Source organism: Deltaproteobacteria bacterium GWC2_65_14 (assembly GCA_001797615.1).
Lineage (GTDB): Bacteria > Desulfobacterota > Deferrimicrobia > Deferrimicrobiales > Deferrimicrobiaceae > GWC2-65-14.
This window is the reverse complement of sequence record MGPV01000042.1, coordinates 85,516-102,276: the sequence shown is the minus strand read 5'-3', so window position 1 is coordinate 102,276 and position 16,761 is coordinate 85,516. Positions and strand designations below refer to the sequence as shown.

Below are 16,761 nucleotides of genomic sequence, written 5' to 3'. Positions count from 1 at the left end.
ATGCAGAAGGGGGTCATCTTCCTGAACCTGAGCCGGGGATTCGTGGTGGACGTGGAGGCCCTCGCCCGCCACATCCGGAAAGGCAGGATCAAGGGAGCCGCCGTCGATATCTTCCCCGAGGAGCCGGAAAGCGGCAAGGTCCCTTTCGCTTCCCCCCTGCAGGGATTGCCCAACGTAATCCCGACACCGCATGTCGGGGGTTCCACGGAAGAGGCCCAGGCGGGGATCGGCACCTTCGTCGCGGAGCGGATCGCGGCCTATTTTGCCTCCGGCGCCACCATCACGAGCGTCAACCTGCCGGTCTACCAGCCGCTGGGGAGGGCGTATCTCCACCGGTTCTCGCACATACACGAAAACATCCCCGGGATGCTCGCCCGCATCAACGACATGTTCGCGTGACGAAACGTCAACATCGCCGGACAGCACCTGCAGACCCGGGGGGCCGTCGGTTACGCGATCATCGACGTGGACGGCCCCAACACGGGGACCCTTTCGGACCTCGAGGCGATCCCCGGCACGATCCGGGCGCGCCTCATCTACTGACCGGGAAAGGAGCGACCGATGGCGATCCGCCCCAAGAGCTACAAGTACGCGACCTCCGTCCGATGGACGGGCGAGAAGAAGGGCACCCTGACCGTGGCCGGGAAGCCGCCCGTCGAGGTGGCGACCCCCCCCGAGTTCAAGGGGCACGAGGGGATCTGGTCGCCCGAGGACCTCTACGTCGCCGCCGTGAACTCCTGCATCATGACGACTTTCCTGGCCTTCGCCGGACGCGCGGGCCTGGCCTTCGAAGGGTACGAGAGCGAGGCGGAGGGGCTCCTCGAGTTCGTGGACGAACGGCTCGTCTTCACGAAGATCGTCGTCCGCCCCCGGGTCACGCTGCGGCCCGGAGCGGACCGCAAGCAGGCGGAGGAGATCCTCCACAAGGCGGAAAAAAACTGCCTCGTCTCGAACTCCCTCCGGACGGAGGTTGTTCTCGAGCCGGCCATCGGGTAGGTGCGGGGGGATTGCCCGTATCCTGACGGCAACAGGCTGCCGGATGCGGCGATTCTGACTGGAAAAACATGGTCGGGACGGGCGGACTTGAACCGCCGACCCTTGCTCCCAAGGCAAGTGGAGAGGTTGCCCGGAAGCAACCGTATCGAATTAAGTTTCACATTATTAAGTACTTACGAATGAACCATCGGTATACGGAGTATAGAGCAAATAAGCCGTATGGGCGGGCAGTGGTAAACTTACGGTAAACTTCGATGAGTGGAGATTCATCGAGGAGCTACGCTGCGAAGAGGACCTCTCCGTTTCGCGCAAAGTCAACGACGAAGGAATCTCCCCTTTCCCACTCATCCGGCGTCAGCGCCACGGCATCGAGCGGCGCAAACATCTCATAAATGACATCGCTCAGGATTTCTACCCTCTCCCAAAACCCCTTGCCGGAAAAATCGCTGGAAATGACCACCACGTCGATGTCGCTCACTGCCGTAGCGACACCCTTAGCGTACGATCCATACAATATGACCTTTTCCGGACGTATACCCCGCGCCTCAAGGCCCTTGCGAAACCGATCGACGATTTCTACAACTGCGTTTTTATCCATGCGATGACCTCCCGGCCTCCTGCAAGAATGCCTGCAACGATCTCTCCGGTGAAATCGCGCTCGACCTTCGCCAAGTCTTCCGGATAGCGGGTATGAATACTGGCCTCGCTCAGCCTTACGATGAATCGTCCGTGCGCTTCGGGAGGCATGATGCCGATCTCGTTCAACAAAAAAACCAGGCTGTGCGACTTCGGCGGAAATTCCCGGCGTTTCTCGTAGTACCACCCCTTCAACGCCTTTTCGACGGCCAGGTGGCACATGAAAACCGCATGAATATGCCGTCCGCCCTGGAGCATGTAGTCGGCCGTATCCATGTCGTAATCGGCCTGCCGAAGCCATTCTTTCGTACGTTTCTCCATTGGTAGACTATAGCAGGCAACGAGCAGGACCTGAATCGATTTCCCGCGGGCGTCCTACCGTACGGCACGGGAATGATGGATGAGTGTTCGTCCAGCCGTAATACCGCGATGTCCAAGTGGATCGAGTCGTACGGGACCGACGGCTTGACCTTCCCCCGCAGTGTTTTCGTCTTTCTGAGTTCGACAAGTCCCAACTCTTCCAGGATTGACAGGTCGGCCGAAACATTCTTGACATCCCTTTGGATGATCTTGGCCAGCTCGTAGACCGAGTCTGGATTGCGTTCCTTGATCGTACGCAGGATGGCAAGCCGCTGGTCGGTGAGGGCCCGCCGGAAAGCGCGAAGATCGGTGAAGTAGAGTCCTTCCTTCTTCGATACCGGCTCTCCCCGCTCCAATGCTTTGGCCGCCTTCGCGAAATCCCCCATGACCTGATCGACGCTCCGGATCCCGATGCTCAATTTCTTGATCTTCATTTCTTCGCCCTCCACTTAGAGATGTCCTGTAGGAATGACGGATCAATGTGGCCCTCATGGGGGTGGTCGTATCACCCCTATAGTAGAAATGCACGAGGAATCGATCGGAGAAAACCGGACCAACCCAGTCACAAATGAAGATTCATTCAGGGAGTGAAAATGCGTAAGTGCTTGAAAAACATGGTCGGGACGGGCGGACTTGAACCGCCGACCCTTGCTCCCAAGGCAAGTGGAACGGATTTTCAGAAAAACGGGTTAACGTTGGTAAACTATCGGTAAACATCGATGAACGGCGATTCACCAGGTCGCCCGTTTCCGCGAGCCCTGCTCCAGCGATCTGTCACTCCCCTCTTTTCTTCCTTACCTTAGGCAAGTGTTTCCCGATCTCCTTGCGGACGCGTCGGGCGAGGGCGACCGCCCGTCGCGCCTCGGTCAGAGAGATCTCCTCGAAATAGCCCGGGTAGCGCGCCTCCGTCGAGTAGGCAGTGAGCCTGCGCTGCTCCGGAACCGAGAGCTTCGGCCGGACGTTTTTCGGCATCAGCGAAATGAGCCGGCCCAGATCATGGGTCTTCGGAAAATCAATGTTCCTCGAAGCGAGATACGCCTTGATCGACTTCTCGATGCACTGTTGCGCATGGAAACATACGGTATCCGTCGGGCACTCTGCGCCCAAGATCAGCGTGTGGGTTGCGGTCTTCAGGTCGTTTCCCGCTTTGGCCGTCCATTCGCCAACGACTTGCATTATGCGTTCACGGTCTGGCATACACCACTTTCCCTTCCCGTGCAGCGGGCTTTTCGATCGTTCCTGCGATCTCCTTCCGCCAGGCAAACTCGTTAGGCGTCGTCACGATGATATCCTTCGGTATCCGAATGTCGTCCAGCGCCACCGCGATCTCGATTGCCTTGTTCCGCTTCGACCCCCGCACAGGCATGACGACCAGAAGATCCACGTCGCTATCGGGCCCGGCATCTCCCCGGGCGTGCGACCCGAACAGTACGATCCGTTCCGGTCCGAACCGTTTGACGATCCGCCGTACCATGGTGTCGATCTTCTTCTGGACACCGGACGCCTTCATTTGTTCACCTCGCCTTTCGCCTCAACTATGGGCCTTCAATGTCAGCGCTCACCGGCCTTCGTTTTTTTCTTGGGTTCGCTTTCCTCCGATAGATAACCCAGTCGCGCAAGCTCCTTCGCAACCAGATACCGGACAGCGGAAGAAAGGCTGCGCTCCTCCTTGGCGCAATAAGCCTCCAGCGCTTCGGCCAGAGCCCCGGTCAGACGAAGTCCCAGAAAGCGTTCCTTCTTGATCATGAGTCGATTGTTAAACATTTCATCTTGACAGGCAATGATTATTTTCGGATAATGTGTTTAACATATAGATGACGAGTTAGTGAATGATCGTTGATCAGACCCGAGGAGGTGGCCAAAATACTGGGCTGCAGCGTCGTCATATCTATAATACTACTTTGTTAGATATGGTCCATCGCGATCCCTGATGATGTCCACAACTTGTCGGAACAGTTCCTCAAGGACTATCCGGCGCAGAAAGGCCATGCTCTTGCGCCCCCGTGGGGGGGAAACCCCGCAACGGCGGGGGCGGGGTGGCATCTCCCGCCCCGCCGGGTGGTATCGGGGTTTCACCGACACCCAGCACCTCTGGTCCATAGCTCTGCCTGAGCGTCAGGAACGAGTGGGCCAGCATGACCAAAGCGACATGGCGATGAAACCCCGTCCACAGCCGTCCCTCGTAATGGTCCAGTCCCAACTCTCCCTTGGCGTCCTGATAGAACCGCTCGATCACCCACCGCAAATGAGCCATCTCCACCCATTCCCGGAGCGGCCGATCCACCTGCCCCCACAAGAAGAAATATTTCCGATCCTCCTCGCTCCGGGATCCGGTACAGGACCGCTCTCCCAGAAGCCATCCTCGAACGGGAAGAGGGGCTCCGCGATAACCGCACCGGAACACCTCGGCTTTTGCGAACTCCTTCACCAAAGGCCCCTTCGTTCCATCCCGCCAGGCCGTTCGCTCCCAAGCTTGCGGCGGAAGACCCTCCAGGATCGCACTTGCCTCCCGGGCGGGAACACGGTCCCGGATCGTTTTCCCCTTTCTGGGTCTTCCTTTGCCGGTGTACGCGGGGGGAGGATCGTCCCCGGGATCCTGGTCCACCTCTTCCGCCAGACGAAACCGCGTTGTCCTGGATATTCCCGCCACGTGGGGAATCCCTCTGGCTACCAGTCCGTCCAGCAACGACGACTGATCTCCGTATCCCGCATCCGCCACCACGGCCCGGAACGGCACACCGTTCTTTCTCGCCCGGTCGATCAGATCCAAGGCTATTTCTCCCTTGGTCTGAAAGATCGTCCTCCGGGGGACCTGGGCCTTCCGGCAACGAGATCGATTCGATGCCCAACTCTCCGGCAGGTAGAGGCGAGCGGTCACGGGCCAGTCGAATACCCGATCCACGTAATGGGCCGTCACCAGCACCTGGCAGTTGTCCACCCGTCCCAAGGTCCCCGAATATTGACGGGCGACTCCCACGGAGTCGGTGCCCTTCTTGGCGAACCCCGTGTCGTCGACGATTAGGATCCCGTCGCCCACGGCAGCAAACGTACTCATGTGTTGGAGCCGGAGTTCGTCCATCTCCCGGGGATCCCAGGCGGTTCGGGTGAGAAACTCCTGCAGGCGTTGTCCGTTGGTTCCCGGGAGGGACCGTCCCAGACCGGATGCCGTCTTGCGTTCCGCGGCCGACAGAAGGCCCGTAGCGTATCGTTCGAGGGCGTGGCGGCTTTCGGCTCGACGGACCAGTCTTCCGAAGGGTTCAAGAAACTTCTCCAATTCAACCAGCGGTTCCGGACCGGTCTTCGGGATCGACATGGATCCTCCCGGGAAAAGGGATTTCTTCCTGGAGGATATGCCGTTTCGGTGCGATGGTCAACAATTATCTAACAAAGTAGTACTAGGAATCCAACACTTCACGTACTTTTTGTGCCAGTACTTCTATCCCAAATGGCTTCCCAATAAATGCGGCATTCGCATCAAGCAATCCCTGATGAGCGATTGCTCCATCCGAATACCCTGAAACAAATAGAATTTTTACATCAGATCGGTTTTCCGATATCCTTTTTGCCACTTCCGGACCTGTCATCCCAGGCATCACAATGTCGGTCACCACGAGGTGTATCGGGTCCTTGAAGAATTCACTCAATTCCAAGGCCTTTGCTCCATTCGGAGCTTGTAACACGTTGTATCCTTTCATTTCCAAGATATTGGAAACCAGATGACGTACCGCCTCCTCGTCTTCCACCACCAGTACAGTTTCCGTGCCTCCCAATACGTCCTTTGAGGAATTGCATTTATGCGGTAACGCTTCCGCTTTTTCCTCCACCCTTGGGAAATAGATCTTAAAAGAAGTACCCCTGTTGACCTCGGTATAGCACCAGATATAACCGCCGCTTTGCTTTACGATTCCATACACCGTCGCAAGCCCCAACCCGGTACCTTTCCCGACTTCCTTGGTCGTGAAAAATGGCTCGAAGAGGTGGGATTTCGTAGCCTCGTCCATTCCACATCCCGTATCGGTCACCGCCAGAGTCACATATCGGCCGGCATGCACAAGAGCCCCCTCCCGGGGGTAGTCTTCATGGATCTCCAGGTTCGACGTCTCCACGGTAAGCTTTCCCCCTCCCGGCATGGCGTCACGGGAGTTGATTGCCAGATTCATGAGGATCTGTTCGACCTGGCCGGGATCTACCTTTACACTGCCCAATTCTTCCGCGAGGAAAGTCTCCAGCTCAACGTCCTCTCCAATCAAACGTTTCAACAGATTTCCCACGTTGAGAATAATGGCATTGAGATTCAGGACCTTCGGCTGCAACACCTGCTTGCGACTGAACGCAAGGAGCTGGCGCGTAAGGGAGGTGGCCCGTTTCCCGGCCTTCCGGATTTCATCCACTTCAAAGCACAACGGATCGGCCTCGTTAAGACGGGAGAACAGCAAATCGCTGTAGCCGTTGATCGCCGTGAGGAGATTATTGAAGTCATGGGCAATCCCCCCTGCGAGTCTTCCAACCGCCTCCATCTTTTGCGCCTGGCGGAGTTGTTCTTCTTTCTCTCTGAGTAACTTCTCCGTCCGCCTGCTCTCGGTAATGTCGAAGGCGAAGTGCATGTAGAGACCTTGCGTGACCGGTATCCAGTGTGCGTCCAATACGGCTTCCGGGGTTTCGACTATTTGGTGCTGCGGTTCGTCTTTTTCCCAAACAACAGGAGCAAGGCACCACGGGCAGGGATCTTTGCGTTTCCCCCAAGTGGAAAAACATTCCGTCCCTGGAATGGCGCCGATTTCACGACCGGCCTTGTTCGATGCCACGATTTCCCGCGTGCGAGAGCGGAGCAGGAGGGCCACGCACGGCAAGCCGTCCAAAAGGACCTGGTTCAGGAGAGTCCTCTCCTGTGCGGCCCGCTCTGCCTCTTTGCGCTCGGTGATATCCTGAATGCTTCCATCAAAACAAATAATTTTCCCCTCATCGTCTAGCACCACCTGCCCGTTGATATCCGCCCATCGGATTTCCCCATCGGATCGGTACATTTGAGATTCGAAATTATGCACTACACCCTGCTTCATCAGAAGATCCATGAATCTTGAAAAATCCTCCGGATTCACACAGGCATCGCGGACATTTATCCGAAGGCAGGATTCTTTATCCTCATATGCACCCATCTTCAAGAGCGCAGGATTTACATCTATTAATTTGGCGTCAGGAGAAGCTCGAAAAAGTCCCAGGGGGATCTTGTCGAAAAGATCCCGGTAGCGACTTTCATACTCCTTCACGACATTCACTGCATGAGAAGCACGCATCAAGTAGCGGACTCGATGGTGCAGGGCATCCCAATTGACCGGTTTTGAGATAAAGTCTGTAGCACCTACATCGTAGGCACGATCGATGGATTTAATGTCGCCCAGGTGTGTCATGACCAGGATTGGCGTTGTTTTTCCATTTTCTCGCTTGCGAATTTCAGCACAAGCGGTAAAACCATCCATCTCCGGCATCATGATGTCCATTAAAATAAGATCGGGGTGAAAATTCTCGAAGGAAGTCAACGCCTGCAATCCATTCCCGGCCTGTTCCACGGTAAATCCCGCCTGCTCGAGTGTGGTCGTCGCAATCAGGCGGATGACTTCTTCGTCATCGACCACCAAGGCCCGAGGATGTTCCCGTCGGGTAAAGCCTTCCATCATCTCACCCCTTCTTTCAAATCACCGGAGGCAAAAGCGGTCCTCATATCGCGGTCATCCTTTGAGCGTTTTCAGAGGTAGGTCACTGAAACGATATTTTCCAGAACCACACATGGGTTATTCATCGGAAGAATTCTCGTATTCCTTTAATTTCTTTAAAGGTTGGACTTCCGCCGATTTCCGTCCGCACAAGGGGAAATCCGCCGGGTGGAGCGAGGTCAGCGTCTTTGGGGGGCGCCTATAGGGCGCAGGGGATGTGACCTTAATTTCGCGAATAGGTATTGAACAGATCGGCCACGGGGAAAGAGAAAAGGGGCTACGGTCGCCCGTAACCCCTTGATTTTGTTGGTAGCGGGGCCAGGATTTGAACCTGGGACCTTCGGGTTATGAGCCCGACGAGCTACCGGACTGCTCCACCCCGCGCCATGAATATTACATTAGACACCGTGAGCGTTCCGGCGTCAAGTTTTAAAACGGGGAAACCGGCTGTCCCCGGAGGACGATTTCTTCCGCGAGGGTCCGGGCCGGGGTGTGGTCCGATCCTCTCCCTTGGGCCCGCGCTCCCCCGAATCCTTGGGTTGCCTCTTCCATTCCGGCTTGGGCTGACGAGGGCCCTTCTTCTCCCCGCGGGGCACGGCGGAAACGGGGCGGGGACCGCTTCGCTCCGGTTCCCGCTCCTTCTTTTCCAGGTAGGCGAACAGCTCCCGGACCTCCTTGCCCGTGAGATAACGCCAGCCGCCCGGCTCCAGGTTCGACAACTCGATCGGGCCGACGGCCACCCGCCTCAGCTTCATCACCCGGTGCCCGATCGCGTCGAACATCTTCCGGACCTGTTGGTACCTTCCTTCCGCGATCCGGATCGAGACCCAGGCCTTCCCTTCCCTCGCCTCCAGGAGGTTGACCCCGGCCGGGTTGGTCATCACCCCGTCGATCGGGAGCCCCCGCCGAAGGACGCCGAGCTTCCCCTGCGAAGGGGTCCCCTTCACCTTGGCGACGTAGGTCTTGTCGACCCCGAATTTCGGGTGAGTGAGCCGGTAGGAAAGATCCCCGTCGTTGGTGAAGAGCAGGAGTCCCGTGGTGTGAAAGTCCAGACGTCCCACCGGGAAGACCCGCGAGGAGAGGGACCCCACGAGGGAGGCGGCGGTCTTGCGCCCCTCCTTGTCCTTCATCGTGGTGACCACCTTGTCGGGCTTGTAGGCCATCAGGTAGAGCGGTTCCTCCGGGATCAATGCGAGCAGGTTGCCGTCGAGGCGGACCTCCCCGCGGTCCGGGTCGAAGAGGGTCCCGGGCTCGTTCACCCGCGATCCCCCCAGGGTCACCCGGCCCATCCGGATCATCCCGTCCGCCGTGCGGCGGGAGACCCCCGCGGCCTGCGAGAGGAACCGGTTCAGCCTCTGCCCATCCTTGGGTTCCATCCCCTCGCCCGTCAATCCTCCGGCCGCTCCGGCTCGTCGTCGGAGAGCCCCTCCGGGATGTCGTTGTGCTCCGTCACCAGCGGTTCGGCGGGATCGAAGGTGAGGAACCCCGCGGCGAACTCGTACTTCGACTGGGAGGGGCCCGGGGCGGAAAGCTCCTCCTTGTCCGCATAGATCACTCCTCCGCGGGAGGCGGCGTCCGCCAGCAGGTCGTCCGAGATTCCCTCCGGGAGAACGCCGCTTGTGTACAGCAGCGGCTCCCCGTGCTCCGCCTGAGAGAGCTCCTCGGCCAGCTCCTCTCCACCCTCCTGGAGGGTATCGTCGTACCCGGGGAAGAGGTCGGGCTGCCCGGGCGCCGCGGGAACGAGCGCCCCCGTCGCCGTCGCGAGGAAATCCTCGATGTCCCGCATCGAGGGGAGGTCGGAGAGGCTTTCCAGGCCGAACACCTCCAGGAACTCCCGGGTCGTCCCGAAGAGGAAGGGCCGGCCGGCCACATCCTTCTTCCCCACCACCTTCACCAGACGGCGGTCCATCAGCGTCTTCAGCGAGGCGGCACAGTCGACCCCGCGGATCTGCTCGATCTCCAGCCGGGTGACCGGCTGCCGGTAGGCGACCACCGCCAGCGACTCCAGGGAAGGCCTCGTGAACCGGGGGGGCTTCGTCTCGAAGAGCCTGCGGACATGCTCCTGGTTGGCCGGGTTCGTCCGCAGCTGCAGCCCCCTGGCGACCTCCTCCACCAGGATTCCGGAGGACTCCGGGGGATGCTTCGCCTTGAGGATCGCGGCGACCTGCCGCACCTCGGATTTCCCCAGTCCTCCGAGCAGCTGGCCGATCCGATCGAAGGAAAGCGGCTTCGCGGAGACCAGGAGAAGGCTCTCGAGGATGGAGGCCGCCCGGGCGTAATCCTCCCCGCCTTCCCGGGGCCCTCCACCGCCTTCCGCCTCACCCTGCGCCGGATTCTTCGTGACCTCGTCCATCGTCACCCTCCCGCACGGCCGGCACGATGGTGATCAGCCCCATCGGCGCGGCCTGGTAGGCCTTGACCGTCCTCAGTCGGATCAGTTCCAGGATCGCCAGGAAAAACGAGAAGAGCTCGTTCTTCGTCGGGAACTCCTCCATGAGCCGGTCGAACCGGATCGCCCCGTCCTCCCGGAGCCGGTCGAGGAGGAAGGCGATCGCGTCCGCGATCGGGAGCCGGTCCACGTAGATGTCGACCGCCTCCTGCTGCGGCATCCTCTCCAGGACATCCTTGAAGGCGGTGATGAGATCGGCCAGCGAGAGCTCCGTGAGGAGCACCTCACCCTCTGGGACCTCCTCCCCGGGGAAGTCCCGGGCGAACACCTCCCGCCCCAGCAGCGGCCTCTCCCCCAGCCGGGCAGCCGCCTCCTTGATCCTTCCGTACTCGACGAGACGCCGGGAGAGCTCGGCCCGCAGGATCTCCGGGTCCTCCTCCGCCTCCGCCTCGTCGCCATGCCGGGGAAGCAGCGACCGGGACTTGATGTAGAGCAGCGTCGAGGCCATCACGAGGAACTCGCCGGCCACGTCCAGGTTCAGCGACTGCATCAGGTCCAGGTAGGCCAGGTACTGCTCCGTGATCCTCGCGATCGGGATGTCGTGGATATCGAGCCGGTCCTCCCGGACCAGGTGGAGCAGGAGGTCGAGGGGGCCCTCGAAGACCTCGAGCGTGACGCGGATCCCCTGCCCGGAATCGTCCCCTGCGGGGCGATCGCCCGCCGCGCCGCCATGTTCCCGTCCCGCTTCTTCTTTCTTCATCGTCAGATCCGGACCGCCTCCCGCACCGTCTTCATCTTGGCCGCTGCGGTCTTGCGGGCCCGCTCCGTCCCCTCGTCCAGGATCCTCCGGACGGAAGTCCCGCTCTCCACGATCTCTTTTCGCCGCTGCCGGACCGGGGCCAGCACCTTCTCCATATGGTCGAACATCCACTTCTTGCACTCGATGCAGCCGATCCCGGCCGTCCGGCACCCGACGTCCACCTTCCGGATCGTCTCCTCGTCGGAGAAGATCTTATGGTAGGCGAAGACGTTGCAGATCTCCGGGTTCCCGGGGTCGTTCCGGCGGACCCGGGCCGGGTCGGTCACCATCGGCCTCACCTTCTCCCAGACCTCCTCCGCCGTATCGGACAACAGGATCGCGTTCCCGTAGGTCTTGCTCATCTTCCGGTTGTCGGTCCCCATCAGCTTGGGGGTCTCCGTCAGGTAGGCCTCCGGGACGGCGAAGGTCTCCCCGAAGAGGAAATTGAACCGCCGGGCGATCTCCCGCGTCAGCTCGAGGTGGGGGACCTGGTCGATCCCCACCGGCACCAGCGACGCGTCGTACATCAGGATGTCGGCCGCCTGGAGCACCGGGTAGCCGAGGAACCCGTAGGTGTGCAGGTCCCGCGTCGCCTGCTCCCGGAGCTGCTCCTTGTAGGTGGGGTTGCGCTCCAGCCAGGGAAGCGGGGTGATCATGGAGAGGAGCAGGTGCAGCTCCGCATGCTCGGGGAGATGGCTCTGGACGAACAGGGTCGCCTTCTCCGGGTCGATCCCCGCCGCCATCCAGTCGATGATCATGTCGTCCACGCTCTCCCGGATCACCCCGCTGTTCTCGTACTCGGTCGTCAGCGCGTGCCAGTCGGCGGCGAAGAAGAAGCAGTCGTGGTCCTCCTGGAGCTTCCTCCAGTTCACCAGGACCCCCAGGTAGTGCCCCAGGTGGAGCTTGCCGCTCGGCCTCATGCCGCTCAGTACCCGTTTGCGCAATGGAGTTCCCCCCGCGACCTTACGGAATTCCCCCCAGGAATACGGCGAAGAGCAGCCTCATCAGGGGGTAAACGATCCCACGTATTATACCCAACGGGTCGAACATGAACAGGAAGATCAGGATCAGCATCCCGTACCGCTCGATCGAGGCGAGCGCCTGGGAGGCACGGAACGGGAGAAGCCCCACCGCGATCCTCCCGCCGTCCAGGGGGGGGATCGGGATCAGGTTGAAGATCGCCAGCAGGACGTTCCACTTGATCGAGGCGACGCACATCAGCGCCAGCGGCAGGAGCACCATCTGGGCCGTCCCTTCGGCCTGGGAATGGACCCCGGAGAAGAAGACGTCCCGGACCACGGCCGGGTCGAGCATCCCGATCAGGCGGAAGAGGAGGCCCGACAGGGCGGCCAGGGCGAAGTTCGTCACCACGCCCGCCGAGGCCACGTAGATCGGGTCCCGCTTCTGGTCCCGGAGGAGACGGAAGTTCACCGGGACCGGCTTCGCCCAGCCGAACAGGAAGGGGCTGCGGGTCAGGATCAGGATCGCGGGAAGGAGAATGGTCCCCACCGGGTCGATGTGGGCGATCGGGTTGAGGGTCACCCGTCCGAGCATCTTCGCCGTGGGGTCCCCCTTCTTCATCGCCACGTACCCGTGCGCCGCCTCGTGGAAGGTGATGGCCAGGATCAGTGGGACCGCCTCGATGGAAATCCTGTGCAGGAATGCCTGGATGTCGAACAACCGAACCCCCTTCGCCGGCAAAGGTATATGGTAGCAGATGCGGGAGAAAAAGGGGGCCGGCAACCGCTCCGCGCCGCGTTCCGGGGGCTGTCCCTACCCCTTGGGGAAGCTGGAAAGCACGAAGGAAAGCTCGTCGGCCTTGGTTTTCAGCTCCCCGGCGAACTTGCGCTCCAGGATCTCGTCGAGGATCTCCTTGAAGACCGGGCCCGGACTGTAGCCGAGCCCGACCAGGTCCTTCCCCGTGACCTGCGTCCGGACCGACTTGAGCTGGGTGAAGTAGAGGGAGATGTAGCGCTTGATGTCCGGGTGTTTCGCCTTGGCCATCAGGAAGAGGATCACCTCGTTCGGAAGGGGGGAAAGGGCGTCGTAGACGATCTTCCGGGAGACGACCCGGGTGGAGAGGAGCCGGTCGCGGACCTCCGGCGCCTCCTCCTTCGAGATGCGTATCCATTCCCGGACCCGCCTCCCGGCCCCGAATTCGGCCGCCAGCCGGTTCGCCTCCTCCGGCTCGAGCGGATCGAGCAGGGAGAGGAACAGGACCCCCCACCGCTCGACCTTCTCCTCGAGGAAGAGGAGGGAGAACCATACCAGGATCTCGGCGGTCTCCTCCAGCAGCCCGATCTGGGCCTTGTCCAGGGTGATCCCGGGGTGGATGGAGGGTCCCACCCGGAAGTCCGCCAGGCGGCGCAGAACGCCGACCGGCTCCTCCTCCGCGAGTATCAGCTCCAGCTCCCCGAAGAGCCGGGGCTTGGGCAGCCGCCGGATCAGGTCGAGCCGGACGGCGTTGCGGATCAGGTTCTGGGTGTGCTTGCCGATGGTGAAGCCGAACCGGCGCTCGAACCGCGCGGCCCGGAGGATCCTGGACGGGTCCTCGACCAGGGAGAGGGAGTGAAGGACCCGGATCACCTTCTCCTTGATGTCCCGCTGGGCTCCGTAGAAGTCGATCAGCTCCCCGAAGGCGCCGGGGTTGAGCCGCAGTGCCAGCGTGTTGACGGTGAAATCCCGCCGGTAGAGGTCCAGCTTGATGCTGCTGAACTCGACCACCGGAAGGGCCGCCGGCTCCCGGTAGTACTCGACCCGCGCCGTGGCGACATCCACCTTGTACCCGTCCGGGAAGACCAGGACCGCAGTCCCGAACTTGTGGTGGGGGCGCACCCTGCAGGGATGCTCCCGCGCGAAGGCCTCCGCGAAGGCGATCCCGTCCCCCTCGATCACGATGTCCAGGTCCAGATTCTCGTTCCGCATGAGGATGTCACGGACGACACCCCCCACCACGTAGGCGTTCATCCCGATCCGCTCGGCCACCTCCCCGGCGGCCTGCAGGATCCCGAAGACCGCCTTCGGGAGGCGCTCCCGGACCAGGTTCGAGACTATCTTGCTCCGCGCCGGGGCTCCCTCGGCCGGGATATCATACTCGCCCCCGGGGTGGACCAGGTCCCGCACCTGGTGGAGAAACCGGAGAAACTCCGTCCGGGTGATGATCCCGACGAGCCGCCCCCCGGAGACGACCGGGACGAGGCGCTGGTTGCTCGCGATGATGATCTCCTGCACCCGCCCCACATCCTCCGAAGGCCCGACCGACTCTACGTCGGTATTCATGTAATCCTCGACTTTTTCATCTCCAAGCCCATGATACAAAGCCTTTTCCACAATCTGTCTGGTGATGATCCCGGCGACCTCATCCCCCCGGAGGACGGGAACGGCATTGATGTTGTACCGGGTGAGCATGTTGTGGATGTCGGTCATCGTATCCTGGACCGCAGCGGTCCGCGGCGGGGTCACCATGAGGTCCTTCGCGGTCCGCAGCGGAATCACCTTTTTCGCGAGGATTTCCAGGATCCTCTCCCGGACCTGGAAGATCGTCGCATCCTTCACGTTGGCAGAGGCGGCGTAGTGGTGGCCGCCCCCCCCGAACTCCCGCATCACCGCCCCCACGTCCACGTCGGGCTTGCGGCTGCGGGCGACCAGCACGACCCGGTCCCCCATCTGGCAGACGGCGAAGAGGACGTTGACCGCCTCCATGTCGCGCAGCTTGTGGACCAGGACGGCGAGGTCCCCCACATACTCCTCCCGGCGCGCCTCGGCTATCACCACCTCCACCCCGTGGACGGTGTAGACGCGGGACCCCTGTATCAGGTCGTAGAGGAGGGAGACCTGCTCGGCGCTAAGGTCCTTGGCGAGGATGTCCGCCACCGCCCCCAGGTTGGCCCCGCAGGAGAGGAGGTGGGCCGCCGCCCTGTAGTCCTCCACCGTGGTCGAGGGGAAGATGAGCGACCCGGTGTCCTCGTAGATCCCGAGCATCATGACGGTGGCCTCGTCCGGTGAGATCGGGATCCCGCGCTCCTGCAGTATCCCCACCAGGATCGTGGTGGTCGACCCCACCTTCAGGATCACCTCGTGCGCGCCCCGGATGTCGGCCTCCTCGTCGGGGTGGTGGTCGTATACATGGACCTCCACTTCGGGCCGTGCGACCACCTCCCGGAACACCCCGATCCGGGAGGAGTTCCGGATATCCACCAGGATCACGCGGGTGACCGCCGAGAGGTCGACCTCCTTGGGCTTGAGGATCTCCATCGCGTAGAGGGCCGACTGGAGGAGGAACCCCCGGACCGACTCCTCCTTCGAGCCGGGCAGCACCAGGACCGCGCCGGGATAGAGCTTCTTCGCCGCCAGCATCGAGGCGATGGTGTCGAAGTCGGCGTTGATGTGGGTCGTGATGACGTCCACGCGGGGCCTACCCCCTCGGGTGATGCTTCCGGTGGATCTCCTTGAGCCGCTCGGCCGTCACGTGCGTGTAGATCTGGGTGGTGGAGATGTCGGCGTGCCCGAGCATCGCCTGGACCGCCCGCAGGTCCGCCCCTCCCGCGAGCAGATGGCCGGCAAAGGAGTGGCGCAGGCTGTGCGGGGAGATCCTCCCCCGGACGCCGGCCTCCCTCGCCCACCTCCCGATCCGGTTCCAGAGGGTCTGGCGGGTGATCGGGCGCCCCCTTCGGCTCAGGAAGAGGGCGTTCGTCGCCCCCCTTCCCTTCAGGAAGGCCGGCCGGCCCCGCTCGAGATAGAGCTGAAGGGTTTCCAGGGCCGGGAGGGCGACCGGGACCACCCGCTCCTTCCCCCCCTTTCCCGTGATCCGGAGAAACCCCGCGCGGGGATCGACATGCTCCTGCCGCAGCGTCACGACCTCCGAGGCCCGAAGCCCCGAGGCGTATATCAGCTCGAGCATGGCCCGGTCGCGCAGCCCCTCCGGGGTCCGCGAGTCGGGGGCGGCGAGGAGCCGCTCCACCTCCGTGTGGGTCAGGGTTTTCGGGAGCGGGCGGCCGATCCTCGGGCCCCGCGCCTCGGAAACGGGGCTGGTGGAAAGCACCCCTTCCCGCACGAGGTATCGGAAGAAGGAGCGGATCGTCGAAACCTGACGGGCGACGGTTCGCGCGGAGAGTCCCCCCTCCCGAAGGAAGGAGAGGAACCGGAGAAGGTGCGGCCTTCCGAACGACTCCGGCGAGACCCCTTCCCGCGCCAGGAAGGAGCAGAATCTGCGCATGTCGAAGCCGTACGCCTCGACCGTGTTCGCGGAAAGCCGCCTCTCCGTCCGAAGGTGCAGCAGGAAGGCGTCGGCCCGGGCGTCGGTGTCCACCGGTCCCCTCACCCCTCCGGGTTCCGTCCCGCCGCCGCCCGGGGAACGTCCCCTTCGGATGCCTCCTCCCGGAAGAGATCGAGGATCCCGGCCTCCATCGAGGAGAGGTCGACCACGGCGCAGGTCGCCCTCCCGCTCACGAACCCGCAGGCCTCCCCGGGGTTCAGCACGAGCGCCCTCCCCACCCGCATCGTCAGCGGGCGGTGGGTGTGCCCGAACAGGATCAGGTCGAACTTTCCCCCCTCCCCGATCTCCTCCTGCAGCTCGTCGAAGGTGTGGGCCATCAGGATCCGCCTCCCCCCAAGCACGGGCATGTGGGGACCCCGGTGGAACCCGTTTCCCGACGCCTCCTGAAGGCCCCGAAGGTCGTCGTCGTTGTTCCCGAACACGCCGACCAGCGGAATCCCGCTGGCCCGGAAGCCCTTGAGAAGATCCGGGGAGCAGACGTCGCCCAGGTGCAGGACCACGTCGATCCGCTCCTCGAGAAACCGCCGCAGGGCCGCTTCCACCCCCTCCCGGTGGTCGTGGCTGTCGGAGAGGATCCCCGCCTTCATCCCGCGCC

Annotated in this window: 18 protein-coding genes and 1 tRNA gene (1 of these 19 only partly in view); 3 read left to right on the top strand and 16 right to left on the bottom strand. The window is 62.0% G+C overall.

The window, feature by feature from the left end:
• Positions 1–399, top strand: the 3' end of a protein-coding gene (locus tag A2X88_02145) for a hypothetical protein (GenBank protein OGP33890.1). The gene continues 531 nt to the left of window position 1, outside the view; only the last 399 of its 930 coding nucleotides appear in the window; the start codon falls outside the window, past its left edge; its stop codon occupies positions 397–399.
• A gap of 162 nt (positions 400–561) precedes the next feature.
• Positions 562–996, top strand: a complete 435-nt coding sequence (locus tag A2X88_02140) for an osmotically inducible protein OsmC (GenBank protein ID OGP33889.1) — start codon at positions 562–564, stop codon at positions 994–996.
• A gap of 277 nt (positions 997–1,273) precedes the next feature.
• Here A2X88_02140 and A2X88_02135 read toward each other — a convergent pair whose 3' ends face one another.
• On the bottom strand, positions 1,274–1,594 hold the full coding sequence (locus A2X88_02135; protein OGP33888.1) for a nucleotidyltransferase: 321 nt from the start codon (positions 1,592–1,594) through the stop codon (positions 1,274–1,276).
• Positions 1,573–1,953: a DNA-binding protein gene (locus A2X88_02130; GenBank protein ID OGP33887.1), complete on the bottom strand. Its 381-nt coding sequence runs from the start codon at positions 1,951–1,953 to the stop codon at positions 1,573–1,575. The genes A2X88_02135 and A2X88_02130 overlap by 22 nt, the downstream gene beginning before the upstream one ends.
• A 75-nt stretch (positions 1,954–2,028) precedes the next feature.
• Between A2X88_02130 and A2X88_02125 the strand changes: the two genes are divergently transcribed.
• Positions 2,029–2,217 (top strand): hypothetical protein, encoded by a 189-nt coding sequence (locus tag A2X88_02125; GenBank protein ID OGP33886.1) that lies wholly within the window; start codon positions 2,029–2,031, stop codon positions 2,215–2,217.
• Between the two features lie 549 nt (positions 2,218–2,766).
• Here A2X88_02125 and A2X88_02120 read toward each other — a convergent pair.
• From A2X88_02120 to A2X88_02055, 14 genes are all read right to left on the bottom strand, one after another.
• On the bottom strand, positions 2,767–3,168 hold the full coding sequence (locus A2X88_02120; GenBank protein ID OGP33913.1) for a hypothetical protein: 402 nt from the start codon (positions 3,166–3,168) through the stop codon (positions 2,767–2,769).
• A gap of 7 nt (positions 3,169–3,175) precedes the next feature.
• The gene (locus tag A2X88_02115) at positions 3,176–3,502 is read right to left on the bottom strand and encodes a hypothetical protein (protein OGP33885.1); all 327 of its coding nucleotides are present in this window, start codon (positions 3,500–3,502) and stop codon (positions 3,176–3,178) included.
• A 41-nt stretch (positions 3,503–3,543) separates the two neighbouring features.
• A complete protein-coding gene (locus A2X88_02110) occupies positions 3,544–3,738 on the bottom strand; it encodes a hypothetical protein (GenBank protein OGP33884.1) in 195 nt (64 codons plus the stop codon).
• A 214-nt stretch (positions 3,739–3,952) separates the two neighbouring features.
• Positions 3,953–5,305 (bottom strand): hypothetical protein, encoded by a 1,353-nt coding sequence (locus A2X88_02105; GenBank protein OGP33883.1) that lies wholly within the window; start codon positions 5,303–5,305, stop codon positions 3,953–3,955.
• Between the two features lie 82 nt (positions 5,306–5,387).
• Positions 5,388–7,628: a hypothetical protein gene (locus A2X88_02100; GenBank protein OGP33882.1), complete on the bottom strand. Its 2,241-nt coding sequence runs from the start codon at positions 7,626–7,628 to the stop codon at positions 5,388–5,390.
• Between the two features lie 382 nt (positions 7,629–8,010).
• A tRNA-Met gene (locus tag A2X88_02095) sits at positions 8,011–8,087 on the bottom strand.
• 38 nt (positions 8,088–8,125) lie between these two features.
• Complete coding sequence (locus A2X88_02090; GenBank protein ID OGP33881.1) at positions 8,126–9,094, bottom strand: hypothetical protein; 969 nt, start codon at positions 9,092–9,094, stop codon at positions 8,126–8,128.
• Positions 9,091–10,056: an SMC-Scp complex subunit ScpB gene (locus A2X88_02085; GenBank protein OGP33880.1), complete on the bottom strand. Its 966-nt coding sequence runs from the start codon at positions 10,054–10,056 to the stop codon at positions 9,091–9,093. Before A2X88_02085 ends, A2X88_02090 begins: the two co-directional genes overlap by 4 nt.
• Positions 10,022–10,774: a hypothetical protein gene (locus A2X88_02080; protein ID OGP33912.1), complete on the bottom strand. Its 753-nt coding sequence runs from the start codon at positions 10,772–10,774 to the stop codon at positions 10,022–10,024. The genes A2X88_02085 and A2X88_02080 overlap by 35 nt, the downstream gene beginning before the upstream one ends.
• Positions 10,775–10,854: 80 nt before the next feature.
• Positions 10,855–11,811 (bottom strand): tryptophan--tRNA ligase, encoded by a 957-nt coding sequence (locus A2X88_02075; protein OGP33879.1) that lies wholly within the window; start codon positions 11,809–11,811, stop codon positions 10,855–10,857.
• Positions 11,812–11,854: 43 nt separating this feature from the next.
• Entirely contained in the window at positions 11,855–12,571 is a 717-nt protein-coding gene (locus A2X88_02070) for a hypothetical protein (GenBank protein ID OGP33911.1), read from the bottom strand.
• A gap of 93 nt (positions 12,572–12,664) precedes the next feature.
• Complete coding sequence (locus tag A2X88_02065; GenBank protein OGP33878.1) at positions 12,665–15,298, bottom strand: hypothetical protein; 2,634 nt, start codon at positions 15,296–15,298, stop codon at positions 12,665–12,667.
• Between the two features lie 7 nt (positions 15,299–15,305).
• Positions 15,306–16,199, bottom strand: coding sequence for a site-specific tyrosine recombinase XerD (locus A2X88_02060; protein ID OGP33910.1), 894 nt, complete (start codon positions 16,197–16,199; stop codon positions 15,306–15,308).
• Between the two features lie 8 nt (positions 16,200–16,207).
• Positions 16,208–16,753 carry a hypothetical protein gene (locus A2X88_02055; GenBank protein ID OGP33877.1) on the bottom strand — a complete coding sequence of 182 codons (546 nt, stop codon included), beginning with the start codon at positions 16,751–16,753 and terminating at the stop codon, positions 16,208–16,210.
• Positions 16,754–16,761 lie beyond the last annotated feature (8 nt).

Excerpts from the sequence above, each read along its gene's own strand:
- A2X88_02085 (OGP33880.1), bottom strand. The coding sequence starts at position 10,056 with ATGGACGAGGTCACGAAGAATCCGGCGCAGGGTGAGGCGGAAGGCGGT.
- A2X88_02110 (OGP33884.1), bottom strand. The coding sequence starts at position 3,738 with ATGATCAAGAAGGAACGCTTTCTGGGACTTCGTCTGACCGGGGCTCTG.
- A2X88_02075 (OGP33879.1), bottom strand. The coding sequence starts at position 11,811 with ATGAGGCCGAGCGGCAAGCTCCACCTGGGGCACTACCTGGGGGTCCTG.
- A2X88_02125 (OGP33886.1), top strand. The coding sequence starts at position 2,029 with ATGGATGAGTGTTCGTCCAGCCGTAATACCGCGATGTCCAAGTGGATC.
- A2X88_02135 (OGP33888.1), bottom strand. The coding sequence starts at position 1,594 with ATGGATAAAAACGCAGTTGTAGAAATCGTCGATCGGTTTCGCAAGGGC.
- A2X88_02130 (OGP33887.1), bottom strand. The coding sequence starts at position 1,953 with ATGGAGAAACGTACGAAAGAATGGCTTCGGCAGGCCGATTACGACATG.
- A2X88_02115 (OGP33885.1), bottom strand. The coding sequence starts at position 3,502 with ATGAAGGCGTCCGGTGTCCAGAAGAAGATCGACACCATGGTACGGCGG.
- A2X88_02140 (OGP33889.1), top strand. The coding sequence starts at position 562 with ATGGCGATCCGCCCCAAGAGCTACAAGTACGCGACCTCCGTCCGATGG.
- A2X88_02055 (OGP33877.1), bottom strand. The coding sequence starts at position 16,753 with ATGAAGGCGGGGATCCTCTCCGACAGCCACGACCACCGGGAGGGGGTG.
- A2X88_02120 (OGP33913.1), bottom strand. The coding sequence starts at position 3,168 with ATGCAAGTCGTTGGCGAATGGACGGCCAAAGCGGGAAACGACCTGAAG.
- A2X88_02105 (OGP33883.1), bottom strand. The coding sequence starts at position 5,305 with ATGTCGATCCCGAAGACCGGTCCGGAACCGCTGGTTGAATTGGAGAAG.